Raw genomic sequence first — 14,746 nt, 5'->3', positions numbered from 1 at the left:
AAAGACTCTACAGAGTAGAGTCTTCCGGTATGCATAAATTATGCTTTAGTAACGTTAGCTGCTTGGTCGCCACGGTTTCCTTGAACGATTTCAAAAGAAACTTTTTGACCTTCTTCTAAAGTTTTGAATCCTTCGCCTTGAATAGCTGAGAAGTGTACGAACACGTCGTCTCCACCTTCGCGCTCGATGAATCCGAAACCTTTTTCTGCGTTAAACCATTTAACTGTACCTTCTAACATAATGTTACCTCCTCGTGTGCTCTCCACACAATGTATTACTATTCTTGCTCATGTAACTTCAAGGCGAAAAGCTTTAAAAACTTTGTCCATCCTTCCATTCCGAACAAAAATAATTCTATTACATATTATCAGATAATTTTATCTATGGCAACCCTGAGGATGACCTGTATATAAGAATAGGCTGAAAGAATGTGTGAATAGTACATTTATTCTATAAACGTTTAAAAGAGTATGTGTAAAAGCTGAATCAAAGGGTCGTGCGCACGTTCCAAAGCTCAGGGAAAAAGCGGTGGTCAAGCACTTTTTTTAAATACCCTACACCGCTGGAGCCACCGGTACCCATTTTGTGGCCGATAATTCTTTCTACTGTTTTCATATGGCGGAACCGCCATTGCTGGAGCCAATCCTCAATGTCAATTAATTTTTCTGCTAACTCATAAAGGTCCCAATATTGATCAGGATTTTTATAGACGGTCGTCCAGGCTTCGAGTACCGACTGGTCTTCACTGTAAGGCTTTGTATAATCACGATTCTTCACATCTTCATGAATAGGCAACCCTGCACCCGCCAAAGCAAGGATGGAAACATCATAAAGGGAAGGGGCCTCATAGGCAGCGGTAAGCTGGGCTAATAACTCGGGATCTTTTTTGTAGATTTCAAGAACATGCCTTGTTTTATACCCAAGGGAAAATTCAATCATTCTGTATTGGTACGATTGGAACCCGGAGGCTTGACCAAGGCTGTCCCTGAATTGGACATACTCTGATGGAGTGAGGGTCGATAACACGTCCCATGCATGAATGATCTGGGATTGTATCTTAGAAACCCTGGCAAGCATTTTAAATGCAGGTGACAGTTCGCCTTTTTGAATGGACGCAATGCTTGCCCGGGTTTCATGCAGGATCAATTTCATCCATAGCTCACTGACTTGATGGATGATGATGAACAGCATTTCATCGTGGTGACCGGATAAACGCTTTTGACTGCTTAGTAACGTATCAAGCCCCAGATATTCACCATACGTCATCTTGTTGATAAAGTCCGTATATACTTCTTCATTCCCCATGGAATCGTTCTTGTTAACCATAAAGTTTCTCCCTTTCTTGTGCGTGAATTCAGAGATGCAATCAATTCATTCTCCTTGATATATATTTCTGGAAAGAAACGGGGAATTCCTTCCTTCATTTTTTTCGAAAGATTTTTAACAGAGTACCAAAGTTGAAAAAAGGATTCTGTAGCCAGGGAATTATGGTAATATTAAAACACTTTAGAATTTGAGTTGAGGTGAAGGATATGGAAAGGTTTTATCTATCTTCCCATTTGTATTGTAGAAGTTTAAAGAAAGAAGATTGGAAGGATGTACATGAGTACGCATCCTTACCAGCAGTTTCCAAATATCAGAATTGGGGCCCCAATAATGAACATGACACAATAGCCTATATGGAAGACGCCCTCCACGCAGCAAAAGTTTTTCCAAAAACCAGATATGTGCATGCACTGGTCGATGAAAGAGTGGATAAAGTGATCGGTGCTGGTGAAATCATCATTAAAAGCTTTACTCATCTTTCGGGGGAAATCGGTTATATACTGCATCCTGACTATTGGGGGCAAGGAATAGGGACCCTTGTAGGGCGAGCGCTGGTAGATAAGGGGTTCGGAAATTTAAAACTACACAGGATTTCAGCAACCTGTGATCCTAGAAACGCTTCTTCCCAACGGGTGTTAGTCAAGATCGGGATGACGCTCGAGGGCAGGATCCGTCATCATATGAAGCTGAAAGATGGGTGGAGAGACTCCCTTCTTTACGGAGTACTAGAAGATGAGTGGCATAAAGAGGCAGGTGGGTGCATGGACCATGAACTTAAATGAAATTTTGTCTTTTTGGAACACTCTTGAAGTAAGTTAAGCGGTTCATATAGGATTGAATCGTATCTTAAAGGGGAAAATATGAGTATCTTTTCCTGCTTAGGAGTTAAACCATGCTTATCATACATCATATTAAGACGGTGATCGTTCGATTTTTCAAGGAACGCTTTTTCGATCATTCAGCACAGTTGGCCTACTACTTATTATTATCTATTTTTCCATTTTTGATTTTCGTGTTTTCATTAATCAGTTATCTGCCCATATCTGAGACCAATGTGCTGCTCTTGATCAAACCTTTTGCACCTGATAAATCTTACGCCATCATCCAGGATAATATTGAACGCATTCTTTATGACCAGAGAGGGGACGTATTGTCGGTTTCCATTTTCTTTACCTTCTGGCTTTCTTCGATGGCGGTCCAATCGATGGTACGTTCGTTGAATCAGGCATATAGGATTGAAAGGAAGAAACCCTTTTTAATCGCATTGTTATATGATCTCTTATTGACCGTCGGCTTCATGATCCTCATTTCGTTTTCCCTCATTGTACCGGTTGTCGAGGAGTATGTCCGTCATGCACGATTTACAGAAGGCAAAATTAACGGCGAGTGGAGTCAGGCCTGGGTGATCAGCAAGTGGGGATTGAGCTCTGTCTTTATGTTCATTCTCTTTGTCTTTCTCTATATGATCGTTCCAAGTAAAAGGATATCGCTTCTCCATGTCATTCCTGGCGCCCTTGTTGCGACATTCGGGTGGCAGGGGGTATCGTGGCTTTACGGGACTTATGTGAAATTGAATGATTACTCCCAATTTTATGGTCAGCTCGGGAGCGTCATCACGCTGGTGGTATGGTTTTATATATCTTCAACAATCCTCTTGATCGGGGGCTTGTTGAACGGTAGTGTAGCGGAGAAAACATTGAAATAGGAATCGCTCGGCTATAGTGCCGAGCGATTTCTTGTTTCTAAATGACTCTCTTCCCTCGGTCATTCGATGGAATATTCGGTAAACAGCATTTGTAGTCGTGTTGCAGTTGACGGTATAATATGGGAAGGGAGGGAGTCAAATGAATACATACCCAGATACGAAGAAGACCATTCAATTAATAAAGGAACTTGTAGAAATTCCAAGTCCTTCAGGAAACACGGATACGATCATGAATTTTGTGGAGGAATATTTCACGGATTTACAGGTGGAAATGAAAAGGAATCGAAAAGGTGCACTCATCCTCACCCTGCCTGGTGAGGATACATCGAGACATCGTATGCTGACGGCACATGTCGATGCATTAGGGGCCATGGTCAAGGATATTAAGAGTGACGGACGCTTACGACTATCCATGATTGGTGGATTTAGATGGAATGCGGTGGAAGGGGAGTACTGCAGAATTGAAACATCTTCAGGTAAGACCTACAGCGGGACCATCCTCATGCATCAAACCTCTGTCCATGTATACAAAAATGCAGGTGAAGCGAAACGGGACGAAACGAATATAGAAGTTCGGATCGACGAAAAAGTCCGGAATGCCACAGATGTAAGAGAGCTGGGAATAGAAGTTGGGGATTTCGTATCATTTGATCCCCGTGCTGAAATTACAGAAAGCGGGTTCATAAAATCCCGTCACCTGGATGATAAAGCGAGTGTAGGGATGCTCATGCAGTTAATACGCCACATTCAATTGGAAGAAATCACGCTTCCTTATACGACTCATTTTCTGATTTCAAATAATGAAGAAATCGGATATGGAGGAAATTCGAATATTCCTGACGAAACGATTGAATATTTGGCAGTCGATATGGGTGCGATCGGTGACGGTCAATCCACGGATGAGTTTACCGTATCGATTTGTGCGAAAGATTCAAGCGGACCTTATCATTATGGACTGCGCAAGCATTTAGTCTCATTGGCTGAAGAGAATGGTATTGAATATAAAGTGGATATTTATCCCTACTATGGATCGGATGCCTCCGCTGCCATACGGGCAGGGTTTGATATTGTCCATGGATTGATAGGTGCAGGGATCGATGCGTCCCATGCCTACGAACGTACCCATGAATCTTCCATTCTTCACACGGAAAATTTGCTTTGGCATTATGTTCAATCCAAGATGGTCATTGAATGAACAAGCAGTCTTCCATCATCTTTTACCGGGTGATGGAAGACTTTTTTTGTTTTGCGCAAATGTAAACGGGGTATGGTGACATTTGTGTGAGAAAAAATTAGTTTTGATTTTAGGAGGTATTTCTCTTATCAAAGCTAAGATGATAAGATAAAATAAAAACACTAATAACTTAAAATGAGGTAAAAGAATGATTACATATAATCTGTTAGAGAGCATTAAATTAAAAACGGTATACGGTGAACTGCCTTCCGAAATAACTGATATTCACGTCGATTCAAGAAAAGTGACAGAAGGCACTATGTTTGTATGTACGAGAGGTTACACAGTGGATGGGCATGATTTCGCCGCAATGGCCGTTGAAAAAGGTGCGACCTTAATCGTAGCTGAAAAGCAGCTTGATATTGATTTAAGTAAGGCGGCATTAGTTGTAGTAAAAGATACATTCAAAGCCCTGGCTCAATTATCGAATGAATATTACAATTATCCTTCTCAGAAACTAACTGTTTTCGGTGTGACGGGCACAAATGGAAAGACCACGGTCAGTAATCTGATTCATTCCATTCTTAAACGAGACGGTCAGAGTTCTGCTTTATCCGGAACGATCGGGTTTAATCTGAATGGTGAATTGCTGCCGAGTGAAAATACGACATGTGATAATTTAACGAATCAACAGATGATGCAAAGTGCACTGGATCGGAGGATTGAAAACTTCACCCTGGAAGTATCCTCTCACGGACTGGCGCTCGGCAGATTATGGGGAATCGACTTTGATGTTGTTGCATTCACAAACTTAAGTCATGATCACTTGGATTATCATGGAACGATGGAGCATTACGGATATGCAAAAGGTCTTTTATTCTCCCAGTTGGGGCAGGACCTTCAAAATCCAAAGTATGTCATCTTGAATGCCGATGATGAATGGTATCACCGTTACAGCTACATGACTCCACATGAAGTCATAAGTTACGGACTTGACGCCCATGCAGACTTCAAGGCGGTGAATATTGAATATTTCAATGATATGACGAAATTCACGTTGAATTCACCGGAAGGAAGCTTTGAGGTGGAAATGAAGCTCTTAGGGAAATTCAATGTCTATAATGTACTGACTGCCATGGCATGCCTGTATGCAAGGGGGATGGAAATCACAAGACTCGTGGAAATCATCCGTGACCTGCCTCCAGTGAATGGACGAATGGAGAAGGTTGACATGAAGGCACCGCTATCTGTGTACATCGATTACGCCCATACACCTGATGCCATTGAAAATGCCATTCAGTCTGTCCTTCCGTTTAAGGAGAATAAAATCATCTTCCTGGTCGGTACTGGTGGAAACCGTGATAAGACAAAACGTCCGACAATGGCAGAAAAAGCCTCACTCGCAGACTATGTCATCCTGACGACGGATGACCCAAGGTATGAAGAATACGATAGTATCTTGAGTGACCTGGAAAAAGGAATGCAGCATGAACGATATGCCCTCATCGGGGATCGTGCAGAAGCTGTTAAACATGCTATCGAAGTAAGTGAACCGGGAGATATCATCATCTTCGCAGGAAAAGGGCATGAGGACTATCAAATCATAGAGAATACAAAATATCCCCACAGTGATAAACAGATTGCTGCGGAAGAAAGCAATCTGAAGTACGGGATAACCGAATAATCTCTATAGTGGAACAGACCAATACGACAAGTGTTGGTCTGTTTTATTTTTTTTTGATGATAGACGGAATTCACAATCTTTGGTAAATTTATAGTACACATTAAAAGATGAGAGAATGAATCCTATGAAGTTTTCGTTATATTTGAATGATTATGAAACAGAAAAATTGTTTTCCACTTTGAGATGGCTGTTTGTCCTGATCGCCACGCTTATCTTTTACATGCCTCCATTTTCAGAAAATATTACAACGAACAAAACGGTCTATCCTTATTTATTGGTATCAGGAGTCATTTATATGCTGGTGACTCAAATTGCATTGATACGGGCAAGGGAGGACAAGCACAGTCTTCAATTCATACTGAAGACGGGTATCGTCTTTGATTTTCTGGCACTGATTTGGCTGATGGTTTTATCACAAGGAATACATAGTCCGCTATATCCGATATCCATTTTATTCGTGATGCACGCGACGATCTACTGGAGGACGAAGGGTGCACTCGTCTCCCTGTCTGTATTCAGTGTAAGCTATGTTGTGATGGGCTTTATGACAGTCGATATCCTTCAATTTCAGCATTATTTCACTTTGACGTCCAACTTGTTTTTTCTATGGATCATCGGGTTGTTCGGGGCGTTAATCATGTTAAGAGAGCGGGCTCATTATGTCCAAAAAGAAGCCTACCATCACCTTGCCCATAAGGACTATTTATCAGGTTTGTTTAATCATCGTTCGTTTCAGGAAAGATTCAGAAGCAAATTGGAAGTGAAGGAATCCTTCATCCTATTGCTGGGAGATATAGATGATTTCAAAAAGGTGAATGATGAGTTCGGCCATTTGGCAGGGGATGAGGTCATTCGGAAGACAGGTGAAGTCTTTCTTATTCATGCCGGAGCATACAAGGGGCAGGCCTTCAGATATGGTGGAGAAGAATTTGTCTTTATCTTACCCTTTATGGATGAACATATCATCCAACGGTTTCTTCAGGAATTGTATGGACAGTTAAAAGAATTGGAGCCAATCGCCATTTCCATGAGCTTCGGTCAGTCTCAATCGACTGAAACCCTGGAACCTGAAAGACTGATCGCACTTGCCGACGAACGATTGTATCAGGCCAAGAAAGCGGGTAAAAAAAGAACCTGCCTGGCAAATGATGCACTGTTCATGCCGGGTCATCCTATAACTTATAAAGAAAAAGAAGCCATCCGCTAGTGGGTGGCTTCTTTGATGAAACGATGAATTAAATGAACATCCCGGCAATGGCAGCACTCAATAGTGAAGCAAGTGCACCTGCAGCGACTGCTCTTAATCCTAAACGGGCAATATCTCCTCTGCGATTCGGTGCGAGATTCCCGAGTCCTCCCAGTAATATTCCCAGGGAAGAAAGGTTCGCAAATCCACATAATGCGAATGAAATGATTGCTACTGTTTTATCGGACAGGTTTCCGATTTCCGGAGCGAAAGCTGAATACGCAACAAATTCATTAATGACAAGCTTCTGCCCAATGAAGTTCCCTGCTGTAACCGCTTCATGCCATGGTACTCCGATTGCAAAGGCAAGAGGTGCAAATACATAACCAAGAATAAGCTGAAGAGAAAGGCTGTCAAATCCAAACCATCCGCCCACAAATCCAAGTAAGCCATTGATCATGGCGACAAGAGCGATGAATGCAAGTAGCATAGCTCCAATGTTTAAAGCCAGTTGCAGACCTACGCTTGCACCATTGGCAGCAGCATCGATCACGTTGGCCGATTCCGAATCCGCTTCCATTTCAAACACTTCAGGTTCGGGAGATTCGTCTGTTTCAGGCACAAATAACTTGGCCATGACAAGTCCCGCAGGTGCAGCCATGAAGCTTGCAGCAAGTAAGTATTCCAGTGGGACTCCTAAAAGAGAATAACCAACAAGGACAGATCCGGCTACTGATGCCAACCCTCCCGTCATGACGGCGAAAAGTTCCGATTCAGTCATTTTCGCTAAGAAAGGTCTTACCACTAAAGGTGCTTCTGTTTGTCCGACAAAAATATTTGCTGCAGCAGACAATGATTCCGCTTTCCTTGTTCCCAACAGTTTAGACAAACCGCCGCCTAAAATCTTGATGAAAAATTGCATGATTTTAAGATAATAAAGAACTGAAATTAAAGCTGAGAAGAAAATAACGACAGGAAGTACATTGAATGCAAAAATGAACGCTATGTTTGATTCCTCAGTGTAAAGTCCTCCAAATAGGAAAGTGATCCCCTCGTTAGAATAATTGATGATGGCATTCACCACTTCGGTCAATCCCTTAAGGGCACCCTGTCCCCAAGAAGTCTTTAACACGATAAAAGCGAAAAATAACTGTATGGCAAGTCCTCCAAGGACTGTTCTGACATTAACCCGCTTTTTGTTCTTAGAAAATGCAAAAGCAATTCCCATAACGACAATGATACCCATGATACCCCATAAATATTGCACTTCTTTCACCTCTTCGATAAGTATGATTGGAACTTGATGCTTTCGGATTTTTATTTTACAATTCTTTCAGACGTCTGACAACCTATAATTGCAAGATTTGTCGAAAGTTGTACGGACAACATCGTCAATAGTATGCGCAAATACAGCGTTTTCATGAAAGAGGATACAATATTGAAGATCAGAAAAAATTTTTTGGAAGGCTTGGAACAAAAAGTATATATATATGAAAACAAGAAGGATGAGTTCTTTCTGATAGCTGTACCTGCGATCGAATGGTCGTATTCCTTCTTTTATCAGGATGAAGAAATCCAATCAAAATTGCTCCATTCATTACTGGAAAGGATCCCACAGGAAACAGCCGAGACGTTAAGTTCACGAATTGTCCAATGGACCACTGAGATGTAAAAACGATCCACCCGGCGCTTATTATTCTTGAAAGAGGTAAACGGGGGCTTCTTGTTCCATTCTTTGTTGCATTGTTACTTTAGAACGAATATGATGAGAAAGTGAGAATGACGAGAAAGGATTTTATGAATGAAAATAGACTTTATACAGGAAGTTCAATCAAGACGGACTTTCGCCATCATTTCCCACCCGGATGCTGGGAAAACAACCTTAACAGAACAGCTACTATTATTCGGAGGTGCGATTCGCGCCGCTGGAACAGTTAAAGGAAAGAAATCAGGTAAGTTTGCAACATCTGACTGGATGGAAATCGAGAAGCAGAGGGGGATTTCTGTCACTTCTTCTGTCATGGCCTTCGATTATGACGATTATCGGGTGAATATCCTGGATACACCAGGTCACCAGGACTTTTCTGAAGACACCTATCGAACATTGATGGCAGTTGACAGTGCTGTGATGATCATCGATTCAGCGAAAGGGATTGAAGCACAAACCTTGAAACTATTCAAAGTTTGTCGAATGAGAGGTATTCCGATCTTCACCTTCATCAATAAGCTTGATCGCCAAGGGCGTGAACCACTTGAGTTATTGGAAGAGCTTGAAGAAGTATTGGGAATTCAATCTTATCCCATGAACTGGCCGGTAGGAATGGGGAAAGAATTCTTAGGAATCTATGATCGCTTCCATAATCGCATCGAGCAATTTCGAGTAGAAGAAGATGATCGCTTTATTCCATTAAATGACGATGGTGAAATTGAGGGCGAACACCCTCTTAAAGAAAGCAACCTCTATAATCAGACTCTTGAAGATGTTTTGTTGCTGAATGAAGCTGGAAACCAGTTTTCCCGTGAACGCATAGCGAATGGAGAATTATCTCCAGTCTTTTTCGGAAGTGCATTAACGAACTTCGGGGTTCAAACATTTCTAGAAACATACTTACAGTTTGCGCCATCTCCGCAGCCAAGAAATTCCGATGCTGGAGAGATTGAGCCGACAGCAGAGGATTTCTCCGGGTTTGTATTCAAGATTCAAGCCAATATGAACCCTGCCCACCGGGACCGGATTGCTTTTGTCCGCATTTGCTCAGGTCAATTCGAGAGAGGAATGACGGTCAATCTTTCCCGAACAGGAAAGTCCATTAAACTGGCGCAATCCACTCAATTTCTTGCAGATGATCGGAGTACGGTGAATGAAGCGGTCAGTGGGGATATCATCGGGGTTTATGACACGGGTACGTATCAAATCGGTGATACACTTGTTCAGGGAAAACAGGGTTTTCAGTATGAAAAGCTGCCTCAATTTACGCCTGAACTTTTTGTCCGTGTCACAGCCAAGAACGTGATGAAGCAGAAGCACTTCCAAAAAGGAATCCTTCAGCTTGTTCAAGAAGGAGCCATTCAGTATTATAAAACACGCACGGAAGATATCATTCTTGGAGCGGTTGGTCAACTTCAATTTGAAGTATTTGAGCATAGAATGAAGAATGAGTACAACGTTGATGTGAAAATGGAACCGATCGGATCTAAAATTGCCCGGTGGATTGAAAACGAAGAGGATGTCAAGGAGACCATGTCAAGCTCCAGGAGCATGCTGGTCAAGGATCGACATGATAATCTCGTCTTCCTTTTCGAAAACGATTTTGCCATGAGATGGTTCAATGATAAAAATCCGGATATTCGTTTATATAGTTTAATGTAAGCACACTTAGCACTTCTCCTGAACTGGAGGAGTGCTTTTTCAATTTAATAAGGTTATTTTTTGGCTGTTTTGGTAAAACATTATAACGAATGCCGGTTGATTTCCACTCCAGGTGCTCGCTTTCCGCGGGGCGTGAGTTGAGCCTCCTCGGGCCATACACTAAGTTGACAGAGCATCTTCAAATCCTTGTGAACATAAAATGACGACAATTTTTGCGAAATAGCCTTTTTAGAAAAAAATGAAACAGCTGCTTCATGAAACATTCACAATCATTGAGTAATTTATCCTAAAATAAAGGGATATTACTGGTGTTTATAGGGTATTTAGTCATAGTATGTAGGTATGGGTATTTATTGCCGTTACAGGGGAAGGAAGAGATAGTATGCAATACGCATGTGCGAACTGTGGAATAGAGATGGAATATCATGAGGCAGGATTTTTATTTTTACATAACGAAAAAAGATTGGACTTACCTCTGACAGGATCAGTTGATAGGACAGAAGAAGGCTTGTATGTTTTTTCATATGACAATCTGGATGAGCTGTATGAAAAATTATCAGAAATAGAAACCACATTAGTGAAGGAAGGATGGACATGCAGTTTTAATTGTTCAGAGAAGCCCGGTCCCTTCCGTCTTGCAGAAGAATTCATGGATTTAATTAAATATAGAGAAATGGTAAAGCTGATTCAGGGAGGGGAATTTAAGAGCCATCTTCAACCTATCATCGATCTTAGCGATTTCAGTCTTTTTGGCTATGAATCGCTCTTACGCTCAGAGAGTGGCAGTAAACTCATCAATCCAGGGGAGTTGTTCGAAGCCGCCTCGCGAACTGGTTTTCATTCCATGTTGGATCAGAAGGCGAGGAAATCAGCAATCGAGTCCAGGCAGGGCCAAGTGGAACCTGGTACGAAGAGTTTTATCAATTTTCTTCCTTCAACGATTTATAACCCTGAATTTTGTTTGCGCCATACATTCAAGATTGTGAATGAATGCAATGTAAATCCTAAAGATCTCGTCTTCGAAGTGGTAGAAACAGAGAAGATTGAAGATGTCGATCATTTGCGGTCTGTTCTTGACGTGTATAAAAGAGAAGGAATGAAAGTCGCCCTTGATGACGTAGGTTCAGGTTTTGCAACAGTTGAAATGTTAAGCCTGCTTCAGCCAGACTATGTAAAGATCGATCGATCCTTCATCAATCACTGTGATCGTGATGTGGATAATCAGGCATTTTTACGGAAAGTAATGAAGATTGCCGGAGAATTGGACATTTTGGTCCTGGCAGAAGGGATTGAGAGAAAAGAAGAATTGCTTTTCTGTAAAGAAATCGGAATCCACTATGCACAAGGCTATTTCATAGGAAAACCACAAGAAGAAGCGATGGAACCATTTGCAGGAACTCAATTCGTTTAATCGCCAAGCCCCTCCCAACATTTACGGGAGGGATTCTTAATGTAAGGGGATCTTTAAAAGGGAGAAGGAGAATAAAATAGTTCCTTGACAATTTCAAAGGGCATGATATTATATTACTATAAAATACTTTAGTGCATAAAAGCTTAAAAGCGTTTAAGGGTAAAAGAGTAATGGAATCCTTAAACTAAATCAATCACATATCTTTGTCTTGAACAACGCAGTAGGAAATAGTGCGACAGCAAACAGAGACTGGATGTCAGCTGAAAGTCCAGGTCCGCTTCTTTCTGAATTACTTTGTTTATGAATTCTCTAAGTGGCTTAGGGGGTTTATCAAGAGACAACCTTTATGAAGTGGAAATAAACCAAAGGATTGCCAGGGATCAGTCGATCTTATGCTCATCATGAGTTTATTTCAATTAGGGTGGTAACGCGGAGAACTCTTCGTCCCTATCAGGGATGGAGAGTTCTTTTTGTCATACAATCCCTTTTCGGTCACATAATAAATCTTACAGAAGGAAGTGTTAACATGTTAAACATTCAGAGCGTTCATAAACCGTCCGTTCCAGAAGCATCCGCAGTATTACTCGCTGTGCTGGGAATCATCAGTGTCAGCATTATAGGTGTGGGAGCGGTCCCTCATATTCCGATCATTCTTTCCCTCTTCTTTTTGATGGTTTATGGACTGATACGCAAAGTGAAGTTCAAAGAAATTGAAAAAGGGATGATTGCCGGTGCAGAGGGTGGATTAGGTGCCATTCTATTATTTTTCTTTATTGGACTGCTTGTGAGCAGCTGGTTGATCAGTGGGACCATTCCCACGTTGATGTTTTACGGGTTTGAGTTTGTCACTCCACATTATTTTTATGCGATTGCCTTTTTACTTACATCCTTAAGTGGAGTAGCAATCGGAAGCTCACTGACAACGGCAGCAACCATCGGTGTGGCATTGATCGGAATCGGTGAGGCTATGGGGTTATCCATGGCAATCACGGCTGGAGCTATCGTTTCAGGTGCTTTTTTTGGAGATAAGATGTCTCCTTTATCGGATACAACCAATCTTGCGTCATCCATTGTCAAAGTGGATCTGTTTACTCATATTCGAAATATGGCATGGACGACCGTACCAGCCTTTATCATTACATTGATTGTATTTGGTGTCCTATCGCCCGGGACCAGTAAGGTCGACTTGGCCAAGCTTGATGCGTTACAGGAAGGTTTAATGCAGACCGGCCTTATCCACTGGTACAGTTTAGTTCCTTTAGTAATGCTGGTAGTGCTGATTGTATATAAGACGCCTGCACTATTCACACTGGCCATCACCATAGCCGTTTCTGTGTTCTTATCTTTTATCCACGGGACGTTAAAGGTAAATGAATTATTCCAGGTGCTATTCGAAGGTTTTACATCGAAGACTGGTGTAGAATCCGTTGACTCACTGTTGACAAGAGGGGGAGTGAACAGCATGATGTTTACGATTTCCCTTGTCATTCTCTCACTGAGTCTCGGTGGATTACTATTTAAACTGGGTATCATTCCGGCGCTGCTCCAAAAAGTGTCTGCTGTCATTCAATCTGAAAGACGGACGATTCTTTCCACTGCATTATCAGCGATTGGGATCAATCTGGTGGTAGGAGAGCAGTACTTATCCATTCTATTGACCGGGGAAGCATTTCAATCTCAATACAAGAAATTGGGTCTTCACCCTAAAACCTTATCCCGGACATTGGAAGATGCAGGAACAGTGGTGAATCCTCTAGTTCCATGGAGTGTGTGCGGTATATTCCTCACAGATGTACTAGGGGTTTCAACCATGGAATATCTACCATTTGCGGTCTTCTGTCTGATCTCCCCGGTCATCACCATCCTGTATGGTTTCACAGGGTGGACCATCGAGAAAGAGCAAACGGAGAACAACCCTGTTATTTCGAATTCATAACAATCACCTAATGAAAAAGGACTGTCCATCTGTATGATTCACTCTCTTAGTGTGAGGATGATTCATTTAGAGGACAGTCCTTTTTGTTGCATTTCACTATATGTGTCAAAATAACGCTGGTAATAATGGCTTCCTGCAGAAATCATGAATAAATGAAATAGGGGGAGTACGCCGATCATCGCTGGATTGTTAAGTAATAATACACCTTCTTGTGTCATAAATACCTCAACAGTCAAGAGAAAAAGGATGCTCCATAATGTATATTTCCAATCGCCGTTCCTGAAAAAAATAACTAAACTATAAAAGTACGTCGTGAACCAAATGTACATGGCATTCCCTGCGATCAAATCCTTGACCGGATTCGAAAAATGATTCAGGGGAATGATATATAACTTGAGAAGGGAAGAGAGAATCCAGGCAAATGATAGAGAGATGGTGGAAAGTGCAAAGAACAAAGTGATGAAATGAACATAATGATTGTTAGATTCCTCCAGAAATCTCCACCACGTCTTGGCTAATATAACAGAAATGATAAGGAAAAATGTTGTATAATACGATTCCCACCAATGATGTTCGTATAAATTCGTGTGTGTGAACCACGTTTCTATAAGGTAGAAGATACCGATGATGACCGCAATCCTCCATGCCGGCAAACGGTACAATACAATGTACGTTATCGCAACCGGAACCGACAATGCCTGTGAACTGATCGATCCCAGGACGCTGTCATTGTAATTATTCGATAAAATATGGGGATGATACGTATAGCTGTTAAATAATACAAATATGACATATTCAAATACATAGGCCAACCCGGAAATGAAAAGCCAAAATAGGATGATCCGGCCAGAAATTTGACGATTCTTCATCACAATCAAAGATAATGCGAAAATGCTGAAAAGGCTAAGGAATACAAAGGGAACCCAGTTCGCCATTCTAATGCTCCTTACGTTA

General features: G+C 41.6%; 13 protein-coding genes. 9 read left to right on the top strand and 4 right to left on the bottom strand.

What is annotated here, in order from left to right:
* Window positions 1–38: 38 nt before the first annotated feature.
* Window positions 39–239 (bottom strand): cold-shock protein, encoded by a 201-nt coding sequence (locus ACSQ2E_RS15005; RefSeq protein WP_034763568.1) that lies wholly within the window; start codon window positions 237–239, stop codon window positions 39–41.
* A gap of 247 nt (window positions 240–486) precedes the next feature.
* Window positions 487–1,326 (bottom strand): tryptophan 2,3-dioxygenase, encoded by an 840-nt coding sequence (gene kynA / locus ACSQ2E_RS15000; RefSeq protein WP_435991780.1) that lies wholly within the window; start codon window positions 1,324–1,326, stop codon window positions 487–489.
* Between the two features lie 206 nt (window positions 1,327–1,532).
* Here kynA and ACSQ2E_RS14995 point away from each other — a divergent pair, with 206 nt between their 5' ends.
* From ACSQ2E_RS14995 to ACSQ2E_RS14975, 5 genes are all read left to right on the top strand, one after another.
* Window positions 1,533–2,108, top strand: coding sequence for a GNAT family N-acetyltransferase (locus ACSQ2E_RS14995; protein WP_435991778.1), 576 nt, complete (start codon window positions 1,533–1,535; stop codon window positions 2,106–2,108).
* 110 nt (window positions 2,109–2,218) lie between these two features.
* Window positions 2,219–3,031, top strand: coding sequence for a YihY/virulence factor BrkB family protein (locus tag ACSQ2E_RS14990; RefSeq protein ID WP_435991776.1), 813 nt, complete (start codon window positions 2,219–2,221; stop codon window positions 3,029–3,031).
* Between the two features lie 139 nt (window positions 3,032–3,170).
* Window positions 3,171–4,226 (top strand): M42 family metallopeptidase, encoded by a 1,056-nt coding sequence (locus ACSQ2E_RS14985; RefSeq protein ID WP_435991774.1) that lies wholly within the window; start codon window positions 3,171–3,173, stop codon window positions 4,224–4,226.
* A gap of 187 nt (window positions 4,227–4,413) precedes the next feature.
* Complete coding sequence (locus tag ACSQ2E_RS14980; RefSeq protein WP_435991772.1) at window positions 4,414–5,889, top strand: UDP-N-acetylmuramoyl-L-alanyl-D-glutamate--2,6-diaminopimelate ligase; 1,476 nt, start codon at window positions 4,414–4,416, stop codon at window positions 5,887–5,889.
* 124 nt (window positions 5,890–6,013) lie between these two features.
* Entirely contained in the window at window positions 6,014–7,096 is a 1,083-nt protein-coding gene (locus ACSQ2E_RS14975; protein ID WP_435991770.1) for a GGDEF domain-containing protein, read from the top strand.
* 28 nt (window positions 7,097–7,124) lie between these two features.
* Here the strand turns inward: ACSQ2E_RS14975 and ACSQ2E_RS14970 are convergent, their stop codons facing one another.
* The gene (locus ACSQ2E_RS14970; RefSeq protein WP_435991768.1) at window positions 7,125–8,342 is read right to left on the bottom strand and encodes a NupC/NupG family nucleoside CNT transporter; all 1,218 of its coding nucleotides are present in this window, start codon (window positions 8,340–8,342) and stop codon (window positions 7,125–7,127) included.
* Window positions 8,343–8,513: 171 nt separating this feature from the next.
* Between ACSQ2E_RS14970 and ACSQ2E_RS14965 the strand changes: the two genes are divergently transcribed.
* From ACSQ2E_RS14965 to nhaC, 4 genes are all read left to right on the top strand, one after another.
* Window positions 8,514–8,747 carry a YueH family protein gene (locus ACSQ2E_RS14965; RefSeq protein WP_435991766.1) on the top strand — a complete coding sequence of 78 codons (234 nt, stop codon included), beginning with the start codon at window positions 8,514–8,516 and terminating at the stop codon, window positions 8,745–8,747.
* Window positions 8,748–8,876: 129 nt separating this feature from the next.
* The gene (locus ACSQ2E_RS14960) at window positions 8,877–10,445 is read left to right on the top strand and encodes a peptide chain release factor 3 (RefSeq protein WP_435991764.1); all 1,569 of its coding nucleotides are present in this window, start codon (window positions 8,877–8,879) and stop codon (window positions 10,443–10,445) included.
* A gap of 382 nt (window positions 10,446–10,827) precedes the next feature.
* Window positions 10,828–11,856: an EAL domain-containing protein gene (locus ACSQ2E_RS14955; protein ID WP_435991762.1), complete on the top strand. Its 1,029-nt coding sequence runs from the start codon at window positions 10,828–10,830 to the stop codon at window positions 11,854–11,856.
* 526 nt (window positions 11,857–12,382) lie between these two features.
* Window positions 12,383–13,792: a Na+/H+ antiporter NhaC gene (gene nhaC, locus ACSQ2E_RS14950; protein WP_435991760.1), complete on the top strand. Its 1,410-nt coding sequence runs from the start codon at window positions 12,383–12,385 to the stop codon at window positions 13,790–13,792.
* Window positions 13,793–13,854: 62 nt separating this feature from the next.
* Here nhaC and ACSQ2E_RS14945 read toward each other — a convergent pair whose 3' ends face one another.
* The gene (locus ACSQ2E_RS14945; protein WP_435991758.1) at window positions 13,855–14,727 is read right to left on the bottom strand and encodes a hypothetical protein; all 873 of its coding nucleotides are present in this window, start codon (window positions 14,725–14,727) and stop codon (window positions 13,855–13,857) included.
* Window positions 14,728–14,746 lie beyond the last annotated feature (19 nt).

The organism is Rossellomorea sp. LjRoot5 (assembly GCF_964253455.1).
Lineage (GTDB): Bacteria > Bacillota > Bacilli > Bacillales > Bacillaceae_B > Rossellomorea.
This window is presented reverse-complemented; position numbering and strand designations above follow the sequence as displayed.